The organism is Sphingobacterium sp. SGG-5 (assembly GCF_011043525.1).
In the GTDB taxonomy this organism is placed as follows: Bacteria; Bacteroidota; Bacteroidia; order Sphingobacteriales; family Sphingobacteriaceae; genus Sphingobacterium.
This window is the reverse complement of record NZ_JAAKGO010000005.1, coordinates 261,665-284,018: the sequence shown is the minus strand read 5'-3', so window position 1 is coordinate 284,018 and position 22,354 is coordinate 261,665. Positions and strand designations below refer to the sequence as shown.

The 22,354-nt window shown below is 44.3% G+C and carries 14 protein-coding genes; 13 read left to right on the top strand and 1 reads right to left on the bottom strand.

The window, feature by feature from the left end; genetic code table 11:
• Window position 1 precedes the first annotated feature (1 nt).
• From G5B30_RS09645 to G5B30_RS09625, 5 genes are all read left to right on the top strand, one after another.
• The gene (locus G5B30_RS09645; protein ID WP_165319768.1) at window positions 2–2,215 is read left to right on the top strand and encodes a S9 family peptidase; all 2,214 of its coding nucleotides are present in this window, start codon (window positions 2–4) and stop codon (window positions 2,213–2,215) included.
• 52 nt (window positions 2,216–2,267) lie between these two features.
• Window positions 2,268–3,101: an MBL fold metallo-hydrolase gene (locus G5B30_RS09640; protein ID WP_165319767.1), complete on the top strand. Its 834-nt coding sequence runs from the start codon at window positions 2,268–2,270 to the stop codon at window positions 3,099–3,101.
• Entirely contained in the window at window positions 3,101–4,498 is a 1,398-nt protein-coding gene (locus G5B30_RS17555; protein ID WP_165319766.1) for an amino acid racemase, read from the top strand. Before G5B30_RS09640 ends, G5B30_RS17555 begins: the two co-directional genes overlap by 1 nt.
• Before the next feature lie 128 nt (window positions 4,499–4,626).
• A complete protein-coding gene (locus tag G5B30_RS09630) occupies window positions 4,627–7,323 on the top strand; it encodes a TonB-dependent receptor (protein WP_165319765.1) in 2,697 nt (898 codons plus the stop codon).
• On the top strand, window positions 7,320–8,291 hold the full coding sequence (locus G5B30_RS09625; RefSeq protein ID WP_240903170.1) for an NAD(P)H-quinone oxidoreductase: 972 nt from the start codon (window positions 7,320–7,322) through the stop codon (window positions 8,289–8,291). The genes G5B30_RS09630 and G5B30_RS09625 overlap by 4 nt, the downstream gene beginning before the upstream one ends.
• Window positions 8,292–8,303: 12 nt before the next feature.
• On the opposite strand, the gene G5B30_RS09620 is transcribed toward G5B30_RS09625, so the two are convergent.
• Window positions 8,304–9,299 carry an acyl-ACP desaturase gene (locus G5B30_RS09620; RefSeq protein ID WP_165319764.1) on the bottom strand — a complete coding sequence of 332 codons (996 nt, stop codon included), beginning with the start codon at window positions 9,297–9,299 and terminating at the stop codon, window positions 8,304–8,306.
• Window positions 9,300–9,429: 130 nt separating this feature from the next.
• On the opposite strand from G5B30_RS09620, the gene G5B30_RS09615 reads away from it, so the two are divergent.
• The 8 genes from G5B30_RS09615 (at window position 9,430) to G5B30_RS09580 (ending at window position 22,339) form a co-directional block, all read left to right on the top strand.
• Window positions 9,430–10,653 carry a cysteine desulfurase gene (locus G5B30_RS09615; protein ID WP_165319915.1) on the top strand — a complete coding sequence of 408 codons (1,224 nt, stop codon included), beginning with the start codon at window positions 9,430–9,432 and terminating at the stop codon, window positions 10,651–10,653.
• 6 nt (window positions 10,654–10,659) lie between these two features.
• Window positions 10,660–11,079 (top strand): SufE family protein, encoded by a 420-nt coding sequence (locus G5B30_RS09610; RefSeq protein ID WP_165319763.1) that lies wholly within the window; start codon window positions 10,660–10,662, stop codon window positions 11,077–11,079.
• Window positions 11,080–11,388: 309 nt separating this feature from the next.
• Window positions 11,389–14,346, top strand: coding sequence for a SusC/RagA family TonB-linked outer membrane protein (locus tag G5B30_RS09605; protein ID WP_165319762.1), 2,958 nt, complete (start codon window positions 11,389–11,391; stop codon window positions 14,344–14,346).
• A gap of 4 nt (window positions 14,347–14,350) precedes the next feature.
• Window positions 14,351–15,865, top strand: coding sequence for a RagB/SusD family nutrient uptake outer membrane protein (locus tag G5B30_RS09600; protein WP_165319761.1), 1,515 nt, complete (start codon window positions 14,351–14,353; stop codon window positions 15,863–15,865).
• A gap of 13 nt (window positions 15,866–15,878) precedes the next feature.
• Complete coding sequence (locus G5B30_RS09595) at window positions 15,879–16,541, top strand: hypothetical protein (protein WP_165319760.1); 663 nt, start codon at window positions 15,879–15,881, stop codon at window positions 16,539–16,541.
• Window positions 16,542–16,547: 6 nt separating this feature from the next.
• The gene (locus tag G5B30_RS09590; protein WP_240903169.1) at window positions 16,548–17,522 is read left to right on the top strand and encodes a DUF5007 domain-containing protein; all 975 of its coding nucleotides are present in this window, start codon (window positions 16,548–16,550) and stop codon (window positions 17,520–17,522) included.
• Between the two features lie 13 nt (window positions 17,523–17,535).
• The gene (locus tag G5B30_RS09585; protein WP_206367071.1) at window positions 17,536–20,688 is read left to right on the top strand and encodes a SusC/RagA family TonB-linked outer membrane protein; all 3,153 of its coding nucleotides are present in this window, start codon (window positions 17,536–17,538) and stop codon (window positions 20,686–20,688) included.
• A 22-nt stretch (window positions 20,689–20,710) separates the two neighbouring features.
• Entirely contained in the window at window positions 20,711–22,339 is a 1,629-nt protein-coding gene (locus G5B30_RS09580) for a RagB/SusD family nutrient uptake outer membrane protein (protein ID WP_165319758.1), read from the top strand.
• Window positions 22,340–22,354: the final 15 nt, after the last annotated feature.

Sequence of the window (22,354 nt, the reverse complement as noted above, 5' to 3'; positions counted from 1 at the left end):
TATGACTTTTAGATGGTATCTTTTCTTTGCGTTTACCGTTGTTATCAACTCTTACTGTCTTGCTCAGCAGGAAAATAAATCCCTCCAGCCGATCCAACTGGAGGATATATATGGGAAAAATACATTCCGTATGCAGACTGATCATAACTTCCGGTTTTCAAAAGACGGCGTTCACTATTATCAGACCAGCGAAAACGGTGATTTATTAAAGTTTCGTCTTACAGATGGAAAGATCCAAGATACGGTGTTGAAAAAAACGCAACTGCAACAGCAGGGAGCCAATACCGTTTCATTGAGCCGATATGTCTGGAATGCACAAGAAAACCTTTTGTTATTGCATAGTCACCGGAAGAGCATATACCGCTTTTCCTTTACGAGCATCCCTTGGCTCTACGATATAGCGAGAGATTCGCTGTTCCAGTTGACCGACCAACCCGTAAGCAATATTTCCTTTTCCCCTACGGGGCGGCGTGTAGCCTATTGCAAGGGCAATAATATTTTCCTTTATGATATAGACACCCGAAAGGAGACACAAATAACGCATGCTCCAGAGGATGGAGCGGTGAAATACGGTTCTGCGGATTGGGTATACGAAGAAACTTTCGGCGTGGTACAAGCCTATAAATGGAGTTACGATGGGAGGTATATTGCCTGTTACGAATTTGATATGTCCCGTGTTCCCGTCTATCGCTTCCCCATTTATGACGCTTCATCGTTGTCCGAAGAGAGCTACGCATATCGCTATTATAGACCCGGAGAACCCATAAGCGAGGTTAGTATCCATATTTATGATCTGCATACCGGGAATCTACAGATAGGCGATAAGCCTGGAGAAATGGAATATTATTATCCCCGGATTTACTGGTCAAAAGACAGCCGCTCGCTATTTGTCTATAAAATGCCAAGGGATCAACGAAGTTTTGAAATCGGTCAGATTGATGTGCGAAAGGGCTCCTATAAAAGGTTGTTCACGGAGCGTGATGAGCGCTATATTGATCGTGCTACCTTCGATGCGTTTTACAGTTTCGTCGATGGTCGGCGCTTCATTTATATGAGTGAAAAAGAAGGGTGGAGAAGATTGTATGCCTATGACTTGAAGGACGATAAAGAGACCGTCCTCACGCCTTTTTCATACGATGCAGACCGGCTATTGGCCGTCGATGAAAGAAAAGGGCTGCTCTATTGTAGTGTGGCCGAAGATCCACGGGAGCGGCAGGTCCTGTCCATTGATCTATCGACCGGAGATGCCGAGAGACTAACGCACGATTCCGGATGGCATACCTGGTCATTCAACCCGACCTCTACCCATTATCTCGAGACATTTTCGGCGATCAATCGACCTCCGGTAACGACATTATTTTCTATCAAAGGAAAACCTGTGCGCTCGTTGGTGGATAACGCCCGATTAAGGGATACCCTTCAATCTTTTAAAATGTCGGCACCCCATTTTCTGCAAATACCCAACAGACATGGTGTTGATCTCCATGCCTGGATATTATTCCCGCCAGATTACAAACAAGATACCCAATATCCCGTTCTTTTTGCGAACTACGGAGGACCCGGTTCACAAAAGGTGACCAATAGTTGGGGTATGGTTAACTTTTGGCATCAATATTTGGCGCAACAGGGGATAATCGTGGTTTGCGTGGACAATACAGGTACGGGATTCCGTGGTGCAGGCTTCAAGAAGGCAATCTACGGTCGATTAGGCATACAAGAGATAGAAGACCAAATGGATGCCGCCCGGTGGCTTTCGGCCCAATATCCCACAGTAGATCCTACGCGTATCGGTTTTTGGGGATGGAGTTTTGGTGGGTTTATGGCGTCTATGGCTATTACATATGGTGCTGAGGTCTTTAGCACAGCGGTATCCGTTGCTCCGGTTACAAATTGGGAATTGTATCAGTCTGGTTATGCCGAGCGTCATATGGGCCTTCTAAAAAGTAATCCCGAAGGGTATGCAAGCAGTACACCTATGGCCTATATTGACCGTATGAAGGGCAATTTACTGCTTATTCATGGAACCGCAGACGACAATGTGCATTTCCGTAATAGTGCCATATTTTCGCAACAGCTGATCAAAGCCGGAAAGCAGTTCGAACAACACTACTATCCCGATAAAGATCATGCTATTGCTGGCACACAGACACGCTTTCATTTGTATCAGTTGATGACAGACTTCCTTATTGAAAAATTAGTCAGAGAGAGTAGATAAGGACCTTTTTATGTTGTTGGATATTTCTTAGATTTGAGAGAAATATTAACAGATGAATTTATACGCCATAGATACCGGATATTTCAAACTGGACGGAGGGGCGATGTTTGGCGTCGTTCCCAAATCCCTTTGGCAACGCACAAACCCTGCCGATTCGAATAACCTGTGTACGTGGGCCAATCGATTGCTGCTCATGGAAGACGGTAAAAGACTGACCTTGGTCGATACGGCTATCGGCGATAAACAGGATGAGAAATTCTTTAGTCATTATTATCTGCATGGTGATGATACGCTAGACAAATCTCTGGCAAAATATGGCTTTACCCGAGACGATATCACCGATGTATTGTTAACCCATCTTCATTTTGATCACTGTGGAGGTGCTATTAAGCGTGAATGCGATCGCTTGGTGCCTGCTTTCCGAAATGCCCGCTTTTGGTCCAACGAAAAGCACTGGAATTGGGCTATGAACCCCAATCCCCGGGAGCGGGCTTCCTTTCTCCGGGAGAATATTCAACCTATACAGGAGAGTGGTCAGCTACATTTTCTTGAAGAAGGACAACATTATAGCGATACCGTCGCTCTACGCTACGCATACGGCCATACAGAAGCCATGATGCTTCCACAGGTAGAATATAAAGACAAAACTGTTCTTTATATGGCCGACCTCTTGCCTTCCATCGGGCATATTCCCATTCCCTATGTAATGAGCTATGACGTCAGACCGCTGACCACAATGGAGGAAAGACAATCCTACTGGCATGAAATCGTAGAAAAGGAATATATACTGATGTTGGAGCACGATCCTGTCCATGAATGTTGTACATTGCAGCATACCGAAAAAGGAATACGTGTAAAAGATATCTTTAAATTAAGCGAAATATAGTGGAGAATAAAAAAAAGATCGGTATCATCGGAGGGTTAGATATCCTTTCGGATGAAGTGCTTACCCATCAGGACGAATATCACTTTTTGTTCGAACAACAATCCGATATACAGATGGGCATCAAGTTGCATTCGAAAGAAGACATGAGATCCAAAAAACTCCATATCTATACGGTCGCCAAAAGATTTGAAGACGGCCAGGCCGATAGAATCCTGCTTTTCGGTTTGGACAATCATATCTTTATCAAAGAGCTGCAGGCCGAGCTAGCTGTCCCCATTGTCAGTATGGTGGACGCACTTCATAGCTACGTGAAAGCGAATTGTAGAAAAGGTGCCAAACTGGGTATCCTTACTTCCGACTTTGTGAAAGCATCTGATATGTTAAAGGATTTTGAAGCGGACTACGAAATTGTCTATCCAGACAAACAGGAGTTACTAATGGATGCCGTTTATGGTGAAAAAGGTATTAACAAGGGTTTTCTGGAGGGGGAGGCCGTTCAGCAGGTCAGTCAGATTTGTGAAGACCTGACCCAACAGGGGTGTGCGATCATCATCCCGGGGATAGGCGAATTGTCACTCATCGCGGATACACTCCAGAGAAGAAACCCTGCGGTATTGGATGTCAATACCATCTATGTTGAATATGCACTTGATAGTATAGTAAATCCGTATACAAAACCCTTTAAACTTGGTGTCTTAGGCGGTGTAGGACCCTCTGCTACCGTAGATTTCATGAGCAAAGTAATACGCGAGACTCCCGCCCAACGCGATCAGGACCATATTAAAATGGTTGTCGAGCAGAATCCCCAGATACCCGATCGAACAGCCAATCTCGTGTATGGCGGAGAAGATCCGACGATTGCATTATTCGCGACCTGTAAACGTTTGGAAGCAGAAGGAGCTGATGCAATTGCCATCCCCTGTAATACAGCGCATGCCTTTGTTGAGGATATCCAGCAATCTCTAAAAATCCCCATTATCAATATGTTGGAAGCGACGGTAGATCATATTATCGCACAATATGGTAAGGACATCGTGATCGGTTTGTTAGCTACGGACGGCACGATTGCCAGCCGGGTGTACCACCATGTGGCTGAGAGATATTCTTTACAGGTGATAACGCCAGATCCCGAATATCAAAAGAAAGTGATGGATAGTATTTATGGGCCCTGCGGTGTAAAAGCCGGATATACGACCGGTCCGTGTAAAACGGATATCGACGGCGCGGTTCGCCATATCATCGATAAAGGTGCTCAAGTCTGCATATTAGGCTGTACCGAGTTGCCTTTACTCTTTCCTCATGAAACCTCATTCGTAATCGACGGTGTCTCTATTCCGTTGATTGATCCCACATTGGTACTGGCAAAAAAATGCGTACAGTTATCCATATCGGTATAAAGCACAACAAAACCAAATATTTAACGTTTTTCAGTAAATGTCACGTGGAAGCCGGAATATTTTGTATATTGAACGAATAAGATAGTATTGATATCGCTGTGTCCGAAAGCATACTAAAAATAGGCTTAATGGCTGTACTGATTATTTGTGTTCTGGGCGATACACTGTTCGCCCAAAACAGTATCGGTGGATCGGTGCAGGATACTTCGGGCAACCCGTTGGCCGCAGTCAGTGTGCGGCTGACTACAGATCAAGATACGTTTTCTTGTGTTACAGATACATCGGGTAGATATATATTCGAAGATGTAGGAGGACATACCGTCTTCCTTACATTCAGTATGCTTGGCTATGAGGTCGGCTACCAATCCATGTTCTTACTGGAAGAGAATAACCATGTGGAAGTACCAGAAGTGCGTTTGGAGCCTATGTTCTTTACCATAAAAGGAGTTAATGTTGTCCGGGTCCTGCCCTTAGTCGTGACGGAGGATACGATACAGTTTAACTTTGATGCTTATAAATTCCGGCCGAATTCCCTGCTCGAAGAAGCCATAAAAAAGCTCCCTGGTTTTCATGTGGCGAGAGATGGGTCGGTCTATTACAACGGTAAGGCCATACGCCGTGCCAAGGTAGATAACAAGGATTTTTTCGGAGGGAACCTGTTGACGGCTACCAAAAATCTGCCAGCTGGATTTATCCAAAACTTACAAGTCATCGACGATTATGGTCCAATCGATGAAGTTACCGGCAGCAAACACGATAAACCCGAGAAGATTATAAACATTACGTTGAAACCTGATCGAAAGCAGATTTATTTTGGGCAGATGACAATGGGTGGAGGGACAAATGATCGCTATTTGGGCAGTCTGGGTTTGAATAAATTCGATGACGGGCGCGAAATATCCCTCAATGGCTCTATTAATAATACCAATACAAATATGGTTTACCTCGGTGGCTTGGCCGGCATGTCGCGGGAGCGGAGTTTGTTGGATATTGGCGATTATGCCGATCCGGTGGATGGTCTCAATCATGTAAGTGCCGTAGGTATTAATCTCTCCGACAGGTTGGGAAAGCGCTTTTCGGTGCAGACGTCGTATAACTTTAGCAGAAAGAGAAATATAACCGATGGATTTTCGCAACTGACTTCCAGCTATATCGGCAATACCATTACCCGAAAGGAGGATTATACGTTAGAAACAAATGATTTTAACCACAGTGTCAAATTCGGTGTAGAGGGTAAATTTGCCAATAAGGATGAATTGAAGATACACGGAAACCTGGCCTTCAATAAACAGCGTGTATACAATGAAAAGACGACCAAAATAAGCAATGCGAACACAAAAAACATAGGTAGTTTTCAGGATACTACTGAGCTTACCACGCCTAATGGCGATCTTGACGTATTCTATTCCAAATTTTTCGCACGAAAAGGGCGAAAGTTTGCGGCCAACCTTTCCTTACAATCAAATACCTTGAAACGGGATGAAACTTTTAATGAACGTTATATCGAATTTGTCGATGCGCCCGATGATATTGATGAGCCACCTTACCTGCAAAATCAGTTGATCAATCAAAACAATGTAACCAATTCGGCAAACCTTGCACTTACCTATACCGAGCCCTTTATGGACTACGGGCGTTTCGAATTCAATTACTTGTTTGATATCACCGGAATTGATGCGGTACGTCTGGTCTATAACCGATTGAATCCAACAAATCCTTCATACATCGATTCGCTGGCAGTCGATTACGACTATTATTATAAAAATAACCGCTTTGGATTAAATTATCAGTATGAGTCGGGGAAGACATTAAAAGTGAATGTAGGTTTTGCGGTCGAACCGATTGTATTGACCGGTAATCTTGCCTTAGAGGGGATGCAGTATACCTATGAGAATATCAACCTGATACCCACGGCCAATGTGTGGTATAAATTATCGAAAGACCTGGACTGGCAGATTGACTATCGGGGTAAAAATAACCAACCGAACTTTAATCAGATTGCACCGGTAGTCGATAACAGTAATTCGAGAAATGTAATTATCGGAAATCCCGAGCTGAAGGCGGAGTTCGCCCACCGTATATCGACACGTATCCGCAAAAGTATTCCCTCCAAGGCCCAATATCTGGAAACGAACTTTGCCTATAATGTCATCATGGATAAAATCGTGAGTGATAAGACATCCTTATCAAGTTCGACGATCCAGCAGACCACCTTTCAAAATACATCGGGGTATTATGATATGCGTTGGTTTTATGTCTTCAATACACCGTTTATAACGGATGATCTGCAGCTGGATCTGACCGGTAATACCGATTACTTCAACCATCCGTCTTATATTGATAATCGGAAGCGAATCACCAAACAGCTGATGGTGAACCAGTCTCTGCAATTAAGATACACGTTGAGCGATTATCTGGAAAGCGGTTTTATTGCGAACTACAATTTAAATAATGCCAAATACGATATTCCGTTCCGTACCCATATCAATGTGCATACCTGGCAATGGGGGATGAATACAAAGACCTACTTAGGCGAACACTTTTCAGTAGGAACGGAGCTTTCTCAGCGGTATAATGAGGGGTATACGGCCAACTTTATGAACATTAATCAGACCGTGATCAATGGGTTTATCGAATACACGTTCCTGCCCAACAAAACCGGATTGCTACGCTTGCAGGGATTTGACTTGCTCGATCAAAACAAGAACATGGGGATATATTCCGAATATATCGGAAATGATGTCTATGAAGCCCGGAATAACAGGTTGGGAAGATATTTTATGCTTTCTCTCAATATACGTATACAAAAATATCCCAAAAAATGATGCGTGTTGTTCATATTTCTACATGTGGTGGACCCGAAGTATTGCAGGTTGACCAAAGACCTATTCCGCCGGTCGGAAATTCACAGATTCTTATTCAGGTTGCGGCAGCAGGTGTAAATCGGCCAGATATCTTTCAGCGGAAAGGTCATTATCCTGCGCCGGCAGGTGCTCCTGCTGATATTCCCGGCTTGGAAGTAGCCGGTCTTGTTGTTGAAGTCGGAAAAGAGGTGACGGCCTTTCAGAAAGGTGATCGTGTGATGGCCTTACTGAGTGGAGGCGGCTACAGCACCCATGCCGTAGCCGAGGAAAGTTGCTGTCTTCGGATACCGCCGGTACTTACTATGGAAGAAGCAGCTTCGTTGCCCGAGAATCTCTACACCGTATGGCATAACGTCTTTGAGCGCGGCGAATTGCATGCAGGGGAAAAGTTTTTGGTACATGGCGGTGCGGGTGGCATTGGCTATACGGCGGTTCAACTGGCGAAATTATTTGGTGCTGAGGTTTTTACTACGGTCAGCACAGCCGATAAAGCCTCGTTTGTTCAGGCCCTGGGAGTAGATCATGTGGCACGCTATACCGAAGTTGATTTTTCGGAGCTTTGGAAAGGCGAGCAGATTGATGTGATATTGGATAGTATTGGGGGAGCATACTTTGATAAAAATATGCGTGTGTTAGCTGAGGAAGGGAGGTTGGTCTATATCAATGCGACAGATGGAGGAAAGGTCGGACTTAATATCTTCGAACTCATGCAAAAGCGGATTACGCTCACCGGGAGTACCCTTCGTTCGCGATCCATCGCTTTTAAATCGCATCTTACAAAAGCACTTCAGGAGCAGGTCATGCCATATCTCGCAGCAGGCCGCTTTCAGATTCAGGTCGATCGGGTGTTTCCATTGGAACAAGCTTCAGAAGCCCATGCCTATATGGAAGCCAGTCAGCATATAGGCAAGATCATTTTGAAACCCTAAAGGTTTCATTACTTAACCGTAAATCCACTTGAATTTATACTGCAATTCCGGAATTTTGATCCGATCAGCCAGACGTGTCAGACGGTCGGGAAGTTTCATGATATAATCCCTTGCTTTTTCCCCTTGCTCGTTGAGATTGGACACCTTATCAATTTTCCAGTCTGCGATAAGTTCACGCAGGATATCGACATAATCGAGAGCGGTATATACCTCCATACGTTGTGCAGCATCCGAGAAGTGAGCAAAAGCCTCACCTTGCGGTTCGCCTGATTCACGTAAAAAGTGAGCAGGCATGACGATTTTTTTACGCATCATATCTTCAAAAGCCAACATCACTTCGCTCGGATCTACTGTTATCGCTTTGGAGATAAAGGACATATAAGCTTTCGCATGACGGGCTTCGTCAGCAGCAATAACGCCACACATTTTTGCTAATAGTTTATCACCAGTCTTTTTAGATATCCCCGCGACCCGGCGGTGCGAAACATTCGTGGCCAGTTCCTGAAAGGAGGTATATATAAAGTTGCGATACGGGTCAGCCCCTGTTCCGATATCGAAACCATCTTTGATGAGATATTGTGTACTTACTTCAAACTCACGCATATTGATACGCCCAGAGAGGTACAAGTATTTATTCAGCAAGTCACCGTGTCTATTCTCCTCAGCCGTCCAAGCACGTACCCATTTCATCCATCCCCCCTGTTCGTTTTTCTCCACATCTTCAACCATGGTCAACCACGACTCGTAGGTAGGAAGCGCTTCCTCCGTAATAGTGTCACCTATTAATACCGCTACCAAATCATAAGGGAGTTCTTTGGCACTTTCTTGCAAGTCACGTACTTCTTCAAAAAAAGTACTGCGCGAAGAGTCCGGAAGAAAGTCGGCCGGCTGCCACATATCTTCCACGGGCTTTAGGTATTCGCTCATCTCGTGAAGCATAAAGGGCTCCAGGTAAGCCATAACCTCTTTTCGTGAGCCTTCGGGGATATTTAACGGTTTCTCTTGCATAGTATACAAAGGTATGTAAATTAGTTTCTTTTTGGAATAAAAAAAGAATTGAAGGCAAAAGAATACATAGTGCTGACTTTTTTTGGAGATATAAATACTAACTTTGTCTATCAACTTGAATAGGATTATTTTGAAAGATTTTGATATAGGTCGGATTAGAGCGGATTTCCCTTTGTTAAGAAGAGAAGTGAATGGTAAACCTCTGGTATATTTAGATAACGGCGCGACGACGCAAAAGCCTCAGCAGGTCATTGACGCGATTATACATTATTACCAAGACATGAATAGCAATGTGCATCGGGGCGTACATTATCTGTCGCAGATTTCTACCGATGCATTTGAGGTGACTCGCCGCAAGGTACAGGCGTTTATCCATGCTGAACACGAGCACGAGATTATCATTACCAAAGGGGCGACAGACGGCATCAATCTGCTGGCCCAATGCTATGGAAAGGCATTTGTCCATGCCGGTGATGAGATTATCATATCAGCGATGGAACATCATTCGAACATCGTGCCCTGGCAGATGTTGTGTGAAGATAAAGGAGCTGTGCTGAAAGTTATTCCGATGAATAGTGACGGAGAGCTGGATATGGAACAATATCAAGCCTTGCTTTCCCCAAAGACGAAAATGGTCGCGGTGACCTATGTATCTAATGCATTGGGAACCATCAATCCGATTGCTGAAATTATTGCTTTAGCGCATCAGAACGGTACGCCGGTGCTGGTGGATGCGGCACAAGCGGTTCAACACCTGAAAGTTGATGTGCAGGCATTGGACGTTGACTTCCTCGTTTTCTCCGGCCACAAAATGTATGGGCCAACAGGAGTGGGGGTGTTATACGGTAAAGAGAAGTGGTTGAATGCCATTCCTCCTTATCAGGGTGGGGGCGATATGATTAAAGATGTAACTTTCGAGAAGACGACATATAATGAACTGCCTTTTAAATTCGAGGCGGGGACACCCAATATTGAAGCCGGTATATGTTTAGCTGCAGCTATCGATTATCTGGAGGAGATCGGCTTGGATCGTATCAAGGCCTATGAAGATGATTTGTTGGCCTACGCCACAGAAAAGTTGCTAGCTATCGAAGGACTGAAGATGATCGGTACCGCCGAGCATAAATCTTCTGTGTTGTCTTTTGTTATTAAAGGCATTCATCCCTACGATGTCGGCGTCATTTTGGATAAGCTGGGCATTGCGGTACGTACCGGGCATCATTGTGCACAGCCGGTTATGGATCAATACCGTATTCCGGGTACCATTCGGGCAAGCTTAGCGATGTACAATACCCGAGAAGATATCGATGCTTTAGTGGCTGGAATTGAGCGTGCCGTAAAAATGTTATTGTGATAGAAAATGACCATAAACGAAATACAAGACGAGCTGATTGAAGATTTTGCATTCTACACCGACTGGATGGAGAAATACGAATATATTATACAGCTGGGTAAAGAACTTCCATTGATAGACGAACAATATAAGCAAGATCAATATCTTATCAAAGGGTGTCAATCCAAAGTTTGGCTCTATCCCCATCTACGAGAAGGAAAAGTTTATTTTACGGCAGACAGTGATGCCGTGATCACCAAGGGGTTGGTCAGCCTGATGGTTAAAGTACTTTCCGGGCATTCCCCCGCAGCAATTGTGGCGAGTGATTTATATTTCATCGATCAGATCGGATTGAAGGAGCACCTTTCCCCAACCCGTGCCAATGGTCTGTTGTCGATGGTCAAACAAATGAAATTGTACGCTATGGCTTTGCAGGCCAAGGTATAATTCAGATCTGCTAAAGCAAAATATCCCCTTTTTGTATTTATTTAAAACCGCTCAGGATTGCGGCCTGGGTTTTTATGGACGAAATTAAAAAATCTTCCTCCACAGACTTTATTGATAAAAAATAAAACGGGATACGTTGTACGAAATACACTAAAACGTTTGCGTGGTTCATGCAAACGTTTGCTCACGTCTTAGCGTTGTTTGGAACAATATTTTAGTTGTACTATTGTGTATCAGTTATTCGATTGAAAGATGTTGGATCAGTAACTAACCAGATTAAGTATCAATCAGCATAAAAATAATAGATAGATGAAACAACTGTATTTGTATGTTTTTACAATCGTGACCCTCGTCCATCCATACGTATTGTCTGCAGCGGATTTCATTCCCTTGCGGAAGACCGGGATAGATCGTCTGGTCATTCAGGACTCGACGGAGACCGAAACCGATTCGGTGGTAATATATAACGCCGATCCGACCAAGGCTTATTTAGGAACCGATAGTGTTAACCTGTCGACAATAGGTCGAATGCCTAATGTCACCTTGCATCAGATGCTCAAAGGACAGACGAGCGGAGTGTATGTACAAGAAACCTCCGGTGAACCGGGGACGGTTCAACAAGGTACCTTGATACGTGGAATTTCCCACCCTGTATTGAATCCTTATGATGTAGCCAAAAACAAGCCTTTGATTTTATTGAACGGTATTCCGTTGATTGAGGATCCCTCTATTGTTTATGATATTCAAGATTATACTTTACAGCCTGTAGGCGCAGCGACAAGCATTCAATCTATCTTTGATGCGGAAAATATCGAGTCCATACATGTGCTTAAAGATTATAGCACGACGGCGATCTACGGCCCCCGGGCGGTAAACGGTGTTATTTATATTACCACAAAGAATGCAGAACCAGGCGAGCGTAAGCTCAGCCTGAGTGGATATTCCGGGTTTGCCGTGCCCCAATCGGTCAACACCATCAATGCGGATTGGGAAAAAAACTTCCGTCAACCCTATTATGACCGTTATGCTACGCCCGACCAACAAGCCGCATATCCGGCCTATCTAAGTGATTCATCCAATGTGAATTTCTACGGTCCTTCCAATTGGACGGATTTATATTACAATGTTGCACCTTTATATTCCATAAATGGTAGTTTAATTGGGGGAGGTGAGCGGTCTAATTTTAGATTTTACGCGGGACATACCTCCAATACGGGAGCGGCAGATGACACGTATTTAAAGCGTTATCAAGGGGCGTTCTATATCAACATGCTTCCCACTCGTTGGATGACGATATCCAGTATGTTACACATGACACGATTGGACCGGGGGAGAAACCGTTCGATCAGTGAGCGCTTAGGGGAAACACGTTTTATTCCAGATATGACTACACCCTTATCGCCGAATAAAGAGATGTACGGACAGTTTATTAGCGAATATGACAAGGTTATCGACGACAATATCAATAGCAGTCTTATCGGGCAAATTGCGATCAACTTTGCCATCTTGAAAAACCTGAATTTTTCGCCGCGTTTTTCAATCGATTATAACGAGAACAAACGGAATGTGTTTTGGCCCTCGACCTTAATGTCCGGAAATAATTATGTCTCTAATTACTTAGGCTACAATGAGCGTATGGTATTCGACAATACATTAACCTACGATCATCTATTTGCCGATAATAGCAACTTACTTTTTGAGGCCGGTATGAGTTACCAATCCGACGCCCAAAAGTACAATTATGGGGTAGGCTATAAAGGTCCGAATGATTTTATTAAGGTCAATATCGTAGAAGGGAATTCGCAAAAAGGTGAGTATCTGCGGGCAGTCGGATTTATCCCATATTATTATTCCGATCGTATCTACCACCGTATGGCTTCGGTATATGGACGTGCAACCTATGGGCAGGCTGGGCGGTATAAAATTGGAGCGTTGGTACGCCGGGACGGATCTTCACAGGTGCAACCCACAGACCGTTGGTACACTTCGTACGCTGTCAATGGTGAATATGATCTGAATTATCATGTGCAGTCCGATATATTTGATCAGATCAAAGTCGCTGCTTCTTACGGTCAGATGGGCAATATTCCGTTTTCAGATAGAGAATCTGCCGGTCCACAATATACTTCTGGCCTTGGTTGGGAAGGTAACAAAGCCGTCTTCTCTTATAATGGTATTGGTACGATCAACCGACCTTATTCATCGGGTTGGGTAGGTTATGACCTTCCTTGGTCGTATACGGATATGGCGAATATTTCACTGGAACTGGGGGTGTTGAAACAGTTGAGTATCCGTGCAGAATACTACAATAAACATACGAAAGAGAGTTTGTTCGCTGTGCCTACCGTAGCTGAATCAGGTTATAAATTCAACATCCTGAATGGTATGGCGGTGCGAAACACGGGCGTTGATTTGACTTTAGATTATACGTTAGCTCCATCGACCTCCTCTAAATTTGGCTGGAGTTCTTCCCTTAATATCGGGTATAACAACAATGAGCTGACAGCATTGCCCAATGATTTGCAAGAGATTATTGTTGGGAATAGGAAATTGGTCGTAGGGGAACGTATTGACCGTTTTTTCTTGCTCAAGAATGAAGGTGTATATGTCAATGACATCGATGTACCAGTGGACCCAAATAACTACAAGATATTAACGTACAACGGTGGTACACCGCTCAAAGGAGGCGATCCGCGTTGGGTAGACGTCAACGGGGATTACAATATCGATAATACGGATCGTCAGTTGATGGGCAATATCCTTCCGAAATATGTAGGCGGTTTTTATAACCAGTTTACATACGGTCGTTTAGACTTAAGCTTCCAGCTTTACTTCAACCTAGGACGGGAGATTATTAACCAGCAGGCCGCTCGGTATTTTGATTTTGCCAATATGGATGAGTCAAGTACCATTACCGGTGTTCGTGATATTACGTTCTGGGAACAGAATTTTGATGACCAAGACTATCCTCTCTATAATCCCTGGTCTTCCGTTACGCCTTATCAGGCGGAGCAGGATATGTTTATGGAAGACGGCTCTTTTATCAAATTGCGTAATCTTTCTCTGGGGTATGATTTAACACAGGTGGTTAACGGAAAAAGACAGACGTTCGATCGCTTTTACGTGTATGTATCCGGTAACAACCTGTTGACTTATACCAAGTACTCAGGAAGAGATCCGGAATTGGTTGACTTCTATGGTTATGATACGGGTATGGGTATCCGTATTCCACGAACATTTACATTAGGCGTTAAATTAGATTTTTAAGAACATGAGATATATCAACACGATAATAAAGACATTACTTATTTTCTCCATGTCGCTCGCTTCCTGTGACGGACTGCTAGACATTGACTCCCAACATATCGTCAATGAAGAGAACAAATGGAAAGATATCAACGATGCGCGGGCGTCATTGATGGGAATCTATGGATTAGTCCGTACGGCGTTGGCTGAAAATAATGCCCATTGGATATACGGCGACTTGCGTCAGGGCGATTTTATCGCACCGAACAAACGGGAGCTGCAAGAGGTGATCGATGGCAACTTATTGTCATCCAACAATCTCATGAAAAATCTGAGCAACTGGCGTAAATTTTATGCGGCCATTAATGCTGCTAATCTCTTTATCAAATATTCGGGTCAGATCATGGAGCTTGATCCCCAATATACAGAAGTAAACCATAACATTGACGTCGCACAAGCCCGTGCGTTGAAAGGCTTTTGCTACTTTCTGATGGCTCGTATTTGGGGTGAGGTTCCGATTTGGGATAAAGCCTATGAAGGTAACTTTCCAAAGATAGATGCATCATCGGAGGATGCGGTCTTGACGTATGCGGAAAATGAATTGAAATCTGCTTTAAATGTACTTCCTTATCGGTATGGTTTCCTCAATGATGAGATCTATCCCGTGGATATGTATCACGGTTATAGCTACGAAAATTGGGATGGTGTATTGTTCAATCGTCTTTCGGTTAATGCGATCTTGGCACATCTGTGTGCCTGGAGCGGTAAGTATCTGGAAGCATCCGTATATGCGGATTTTGTCTTGACTAATGCTGCCAAGTCGGTTGCTGTATATGCTCCGTCGGTTACATTAACAACGCCGGAGGGGTATTTCTTTAATTCCAATAATTCGCACTTAGTGGCATTTCCGTTTAAATGGTCGGCTATGGAAGCTTCATTTGATGGACACATCGAACAGCTGACCTTAGCGTCACCCTTAGTGAATAAACCTTCTCCAGATATGTATATCCCGATCGAGCGTATCATAAGCATCTTTCATGAAGATGGTGATGTCCGTTTTCACGTAAATGAAAAAGGCGAATACGTCTCCAATTACTTTTCGGAGCTTGGCGGTGTGGTACCGATATTCAGCAAGATCAAAGTGATTCGTGGTGGTACCAGTGATGGCTCTTTCCCGCTATTCAGCTCGGTTATGGTACTTAGCCGTATGGAAGAGATTGCACTTTTGCGTGCGGAGGCTTTGGCTGTATTGGGCGATAATGAGGGGATAGCACGTGGTATCCTGAATCAGATACGCCGGTCGAGAGGGTTGGGGGACGCTCCCGTATCGAATGATCTTATAGATGAAATCTTCGCAGAAAGGCGTCGGGAATTGATGGGAGAAGGTTGGCGTTGGTTTGATCTGGTGCGTTATAACAAAATCAAACGCAACGATCCTGATTTTATGCAGCTGATTCAGGACAAAGGAATTTTTTGGCCGATAGCCGAAGAAGTACTGAGCAACAACGATCTTTTGGAACAAAATCCTTACTGGGAATAATAACGATATGACAATGAAAATAAGATATATTGCTATGATGCTGTTTGCGGTCTATGTTTTTACCGCAAATATATCCTGTGTCAAACATGAGGGATACTACGACTACGTTAATACAGAGAGTATATACAACGGAACAGCGATCGACTATTTCAAAAGTAAAGCTGGTACTTATGATTCGCTGCTTTTTGTATTGGATATGCTACCCGAGTATAAAGACCTTATTGCGGCTGGGGACGTGACTATTTTTGCACCCACGAACGCATCCTTCCATTTGGCAATGACTAATCTTAATCTGGTCCGGCAGAGTCAGGGGAAGCCCTCACTTCGTTTGAACGAACTTGATTTGGTTCATTTGGATACATTGGTTTCCAAATATATTGTACAGGGCAGGCAGACGACCGAGCAGATGCTGTATGTAGATGGACTGGAGGTAAATACGGTCAAAAATGAACTTACCATGCATGCCCAGCGAATCAAACAGGATGCCTCAGGTTATGTAGGGGGTGGTTTGGTAACCGTATACTACACGGATAAAAAAGGGTCGGAGTTCGAGATATTGTGGGTACGCTCGGCGACGCAAGCAGTAAATATTCAAACCAATGATGCCGTGGTCCATGTATTGGCTAATGGCCATGAGTTTGGTTTTGGTGAATTTTTGACTCGAATGAATAAATAATCGGCTATGATGAAGAGAATACTATATCTATTATTGGTGTGCATATCTGTCGCATTGGCTTACAGCTGTAAGAAAAACTTTCCACAAGATCTGAATGCCTTTAGTTTGGACATGAACTTTACGCAGAAGGAATACCAACCGACTTTAGGGCGGAGTACCGTTTATCAGGGGAATTTTAACAGCGGCGAGTCGTCCCTCCCTTTATCTTTCCGGATATCTGCTGTACGTACATTTGACGGTAAACCCGCTCCCGAACTGTTAAAGCTGTTCCCTGTTTCCATCTGGACCGGGCGCTATACCGGTGAGGAGAAGTCATTGGAAGAAATCCGTGCAAAGCGCGATACGGTAATGCGCCCGCTTTGGGAGATCGGAGAACACTCCGGGACGTTAACCATGTGGGAAACGGCTAATTCCAATATTTTAAAGGTTTTTCCGGATTCAGGTTATGTGTTCGATGTGGAAGTACAGAGTTCAGGAGGACGTCGCTATTTCAGGGACCTTAAGCTGAAACCTCAAATAGAGGAACCCTATTCGTTGAACGGACTGATCATCTCTGGGGGAATGTTAGGCGAGGAAACCCGTACACCGTTGGAAGGAAGGATCAATGTCTGGTTCAATCGGGTTGGTGATGGTAGCTCGATTACATTTAAAGTACTCAGACCGGATCTGACACCTATCCCTCTGAATAAGTTTAATACAACGGATTGGGAGAACATGTTACATGGTTTTAATATGCGTTTTGCGCCAGACTACAGTTCTGTTACGTATGACGTCGAGTACCCTATACCATTGGTGTCGACAATTCCGACTAAATATACAGCAAATGGTAATGCATATGCTTTGTTTACATTTGATCGTATCAGTTATGGCGGGATAAGATCGGATTATGGGATAGGATTTCCTTTTAGCATATATCAACGCGGAGATTGGGAAGTGATCTTTTATTTCTACGACGAAGCTCCATTATTTGAAAACGATTAAGAAAGTGCATCAAATGAAAAAATATATAATAGCGATTTTGTCTGTGATTCTTGCCACCAGCGTCTATGCGCAAAAGAATGTGGACGTATCTGGATTTGTTCAGGATGGTGAAACGAGAAGAGGTATCTCTAATGTGTCCATACTTTCTACAAAATTGGGTAAAGCCGTTGGAGCAACGGATAAATCCGGTTATTTTAAGGTCTCCGTACCGGAAGGCGATGAGTTGGAATTCAGTAATCTGGAGTATAATGTCGCTAAAGAAAGTCTTGTCGGTAAGAAGCTACTGGTGTTTACCGTCTATTTGGAAAAGAAGCAGAATGCACTAGAAGAGGTAGTCGTACAAGGATACACCAGCCGTACACGCGAGACCATGACAGGCTCTTCAGTACGTATCGATGGTAGCCAACTACAGGACAATCCGGTATCCAATGTGATGCAGATGTTGCAGGGTAAGGTAGCTGGTATGAACATCCAGCTGAACTCTGGACAACCTGGAAGCCGTACTTCCGTCATGATCCGCGGTCTGTCGAATATCTCCATGAGTGGTAGCGGTGTAGACGGGTTTCTGACACCCACGTCACCCTTGTATGTAGTCGATGGTGTACAGGTGGATGATAATACTGACTTTGAATACGGTTTCAATTCGGGAGGAACCGGTATCAGTCCAATTTCTCTGATACCACCGGAAGATATCGAATCCATTGATGTGTTGAAGGATGCCGCTGCTACAGCTTTGTATGGCTCACGTGGAGCTTACGGTGTGATTATTATTACCACCAAACGTGGTAAATCTAAAGTGCCGATTATCCAGTATACAACGAATCAGTTTTTTAATACCGTTCCAAACCTGCGTGATGTCTTAGGGGGTGTCAATGAACGCTATGCCCGTATCAACCAGATTATGGAATATAACGGAGATATATGGGAGGCTCGGGACGATATACAGGATAGTCAGTTATTGTCAGACAGTCTGAACCCATACTTCAACAATTCGACCAACTGGCAAGGTGTTTTTTATAAGCCAACCTATAATCAGACGCATAATATCAATGCGTCAGGAGGGGATGTGACCTTCAATTACAAGATTAACGGATCGTATTACAACGAAAAAGGTATTATTCAAAACACCGGTTTCAGCCGTTATACCCTAAATATGAATTCGGAGTACAGACCTACGGAGCGCTTCCGCCTTTCGGGTATCATGTCTGGGAACTTTGGTAAGCAAAAAACCGGAAGTGGAAACTCGGTGACACAGGGTGGCGTGGCAGCAGCTTCGTCTGCTACATCGCTTTTTCCCTCACCTAGCTCTTCCTTCGTGAACGGTGATATCCTGTCGGCGTTGACGGGACGCAACGATGACCGCACCACAGATCTCCGAGCTACGTTAGATTTTGATTTTGAAGTGCTCAAAGGTTTACGGGCAAGCAACAATTTCAGTTACAACTACGCAACAACACGTAAAGATGTCTTTACGCCGGCTGTCGCCAATAATAATAATTCCAAGAGTTACAACCATGACGGACAGCGGGGAACTTTATATAATCTGACTCGTCTGAATTATATCAAGGACTTTAACCGACATACGGTAATGGCGTATGTCTTCAGTGAGCTGAACATGACGGAGTTTCAAGCCAAAGCTCAACAAAAAACCGGTTATCCCAATGACCAATATGAAGGCCCCTTTGGGTTTAATGGAGGAAGTGCTTTGGGGGGTGTTTTGAACAACATGTCCGACGTCCGTACTGCCGGTTTTGCGGGGGCGTTGAGTTTAAACCTTTTTGATAAACGGTATATTGTAGATTTCAACTACCGGTTTGATAAATCGTCTTCTGTTGGCCCTGACGTACCTTGGGTCAAAAATCCAGCCATTGCGGCTCGTTGGAACCTAGAGAAAGAAAGTTTTATGGAGAACTTTGCAGATAACTTCTTGGACTACTTGTCTCTGAGGGGATCCTGGGGTAAGAATATCGTTCCTACAGGTACGGTGTTCGATGCCAACGGAAGATATATCTATTCCGGTTATTTCAACAATAATCAGACGATTGGTTTTTCCTGGGGGCAGATGCCAAATACCCAGCTTATTCCTTCTACGACCACACAAATGAGTGGCGCTGTGGAGTTTGGTCTTTACGAAGGACGGGTTAACGCTACCTTGGAGACCTACTATAAGCAAGTCGACAACATGTTGTGGGAAAAGCCACTGGCCAATCACAACGCTTTTGAAAAGATTAAGACCAATGAGGTCAGTATGGTCAATTACGGCTATGAATTCAATCTATTATTTAGACCATTGCCATCCTCCAGTAAGGTTTCGTGGGATCTCACTTTAATAGGTGCCTGGAACGATGACGTACTTACGATGTTGCCCGATGGAAACCGAGAGTTTATGAAGTATGACGATCAATATAATACATTTCATACCTTATATCGGCTGGGACGTAATTCCATGTCCTTTGTATTATTTGACTATCGGGGTACCTTTGCCACGGATGGGGATGTGCCTGTAAACCCAGCTACAGGCGAGCCCTACAAGACAGCGGAAGGTTACTACTTCCAAGGCGGAGACCCCTATTGGACCGACTTAAACGGCGATTACATTCTAGACAACAGTGATATGGTTGTGGTCGGTAACGCCCAACCTAAAATGACTGGAGGTATCAATACTTTCTTACGCTATAAGGGGATTTCCTTGAATGCGCAGTTGTCATATACCTACGGTCGGGATGTAATCAACGCCGCCTTGGCGAAACAGATGGAATCCTATGGTAGTCCTTTCGGTCGATATGGGGGGCGTAAAGAATCCACTTTGCTGCCCTTGGATCGCTATGATTTCTGGAGGCAGTCGGGTGATGTGTCTGCTCTTCCTAATCCCTTTGATTTTAGGAGAACGGCAGTTCGCCCGTTTCGGGCTAATCAGACCCTCTTTATGGAAGACGGTTCGTATTTGAAAGTTAATTATATAACCTTGGGGTATAACTTCCCTCGCGAGTGGACGCAAAAGTATAGTGTCACTTCTATGCGTGTGTATGTCACCGGGAATAATCTGTATTCGTTCTCGAGCTATTCGGGACCCAATCCAGAGCTCGTGACCTCTGCCGGGTATGACCGTACGGATGGTTATCCTACGCCACGTAGCTATACGGTAGGATTAAGTGTACAGTTCTAATGTGTTATAATATTTGCAAGACATGAAAAAGATAAGAAATACGAAAATCGGAATGCTCCTGTTGCTGTTATTTATGCTAACAGGCTGTGATAAATTTCTGAACGTAGAGCCCACTGATAGTCTTTCGGGTAATAATTTTTGGAAAAGTGAAACCGATGCTGAGACTTTTACCCTGGAGGTGTACCGGCTTTTTCGGCAGGGTATAGGAATTGAACGTCCTACTATCCTGGCTGGAGATCTGCGCTGTGCACCGGTATTGCCTCCCGAGGGCAATAATCCGAGGCGACCCGATATTACCTTACTCGCCTATAATATGGTGGGGACAGCGGTGACGACAAAGCGTGTAGATGATGGTGGAAGTCAACAGGCTAATACATTTTGGGTGACACACGTACTGTGGAACCGGATGGACAATTGGGTACCTCACTACAAAGTTATACAATCGGCCAATATTCTTTACGATAAAGTGCCGCAGATAGCTGAAAATGATGCCAGTATATCACCCGCTACTGTAAAACGTTATCAGGCCGAAGCGGTCTTTATGCGCTGTATGACCTATTTTATGCTGTTGCGGCTCTATGGAGATGTGCCGTATTATACCGAGGCATACAATCAAAAACCGCTGGGACGTACCTCCCATGTACAGGTCGCTAAGAATTGTATCGCTGACCTAGCCGCTCATTACCAGGATCTGCCATGGACGTACAGTGATCCGGCTGACCATGCCGTACGTGCGATGCGCGGATCAGCTTTGGCACTCATGATGCACTTGAATATGTGGTGTGCGGGCTTTGATGAGAACAATAAACGCTTATACTATGAGGAGGTAGATCGCCTGGGGGATGAGCTTCGCCTAACGGGAATCGATCAGCAGGGGGCTTACGCGCTATTGCCTATCGAGGAGACTGCTTCTATTTTCAACGGACGATCCAAAGAAGGCTTGTTTGAAATTCCAACCAATCCCAATTATCAATCAAATACCGGAAACGGCAAGGAGCAGATCGAAAATTTTCGCCGGCATTTTGTGGGCCATGTCTTACATGCACCATGGTTCTCGCTGAATGCAGCATCTGGACGTAGTGAGCTGGCTTATGAACCGTCTTATATGCGGCTCCTTTATCCGGAGGGGGAGGATGATCGTCGTATTGAGGAGTGGTTCACAAAAGGTGAGGGTACCTCTACTGCTAATATGTACGGTGGTGACTATACCTTTGTGTTCTTTAAGTTCTTTAACTTCGCGTACGGGAATAGCAATACGGAGCAATCTGTAGGTTTCTCGCAGGTAATTTTCCGAATAGCCGATGCTATCCTCTTGCAGGCTGAAGCTGTCGCCGAGTTAGGTACCAATGATGCCAAGGCTGTGGAGTTACTGAATATGATCCGTGGACGTGCGAAGGCGGGACTATATCCGGCGGTAAATAATTATGATAACAACCTGAAAGCCGCCATTTTTTGGGAAAGATGTAAGGAACTGATGGGGGAAGGACATTATTTTTATGACTTGGTGCGGTCGCGTAAGATACTTGATATCAATTACTGTATGCATCCGATATCATACTCCGCGTTTTTACAAGGAGCGTGGACATGGCCTATCAATGAGGACGTGTTAAAAAATAATCCGTATATGAGCTTGAATGAATATTGGAGATAATATAAAGCAGACAAT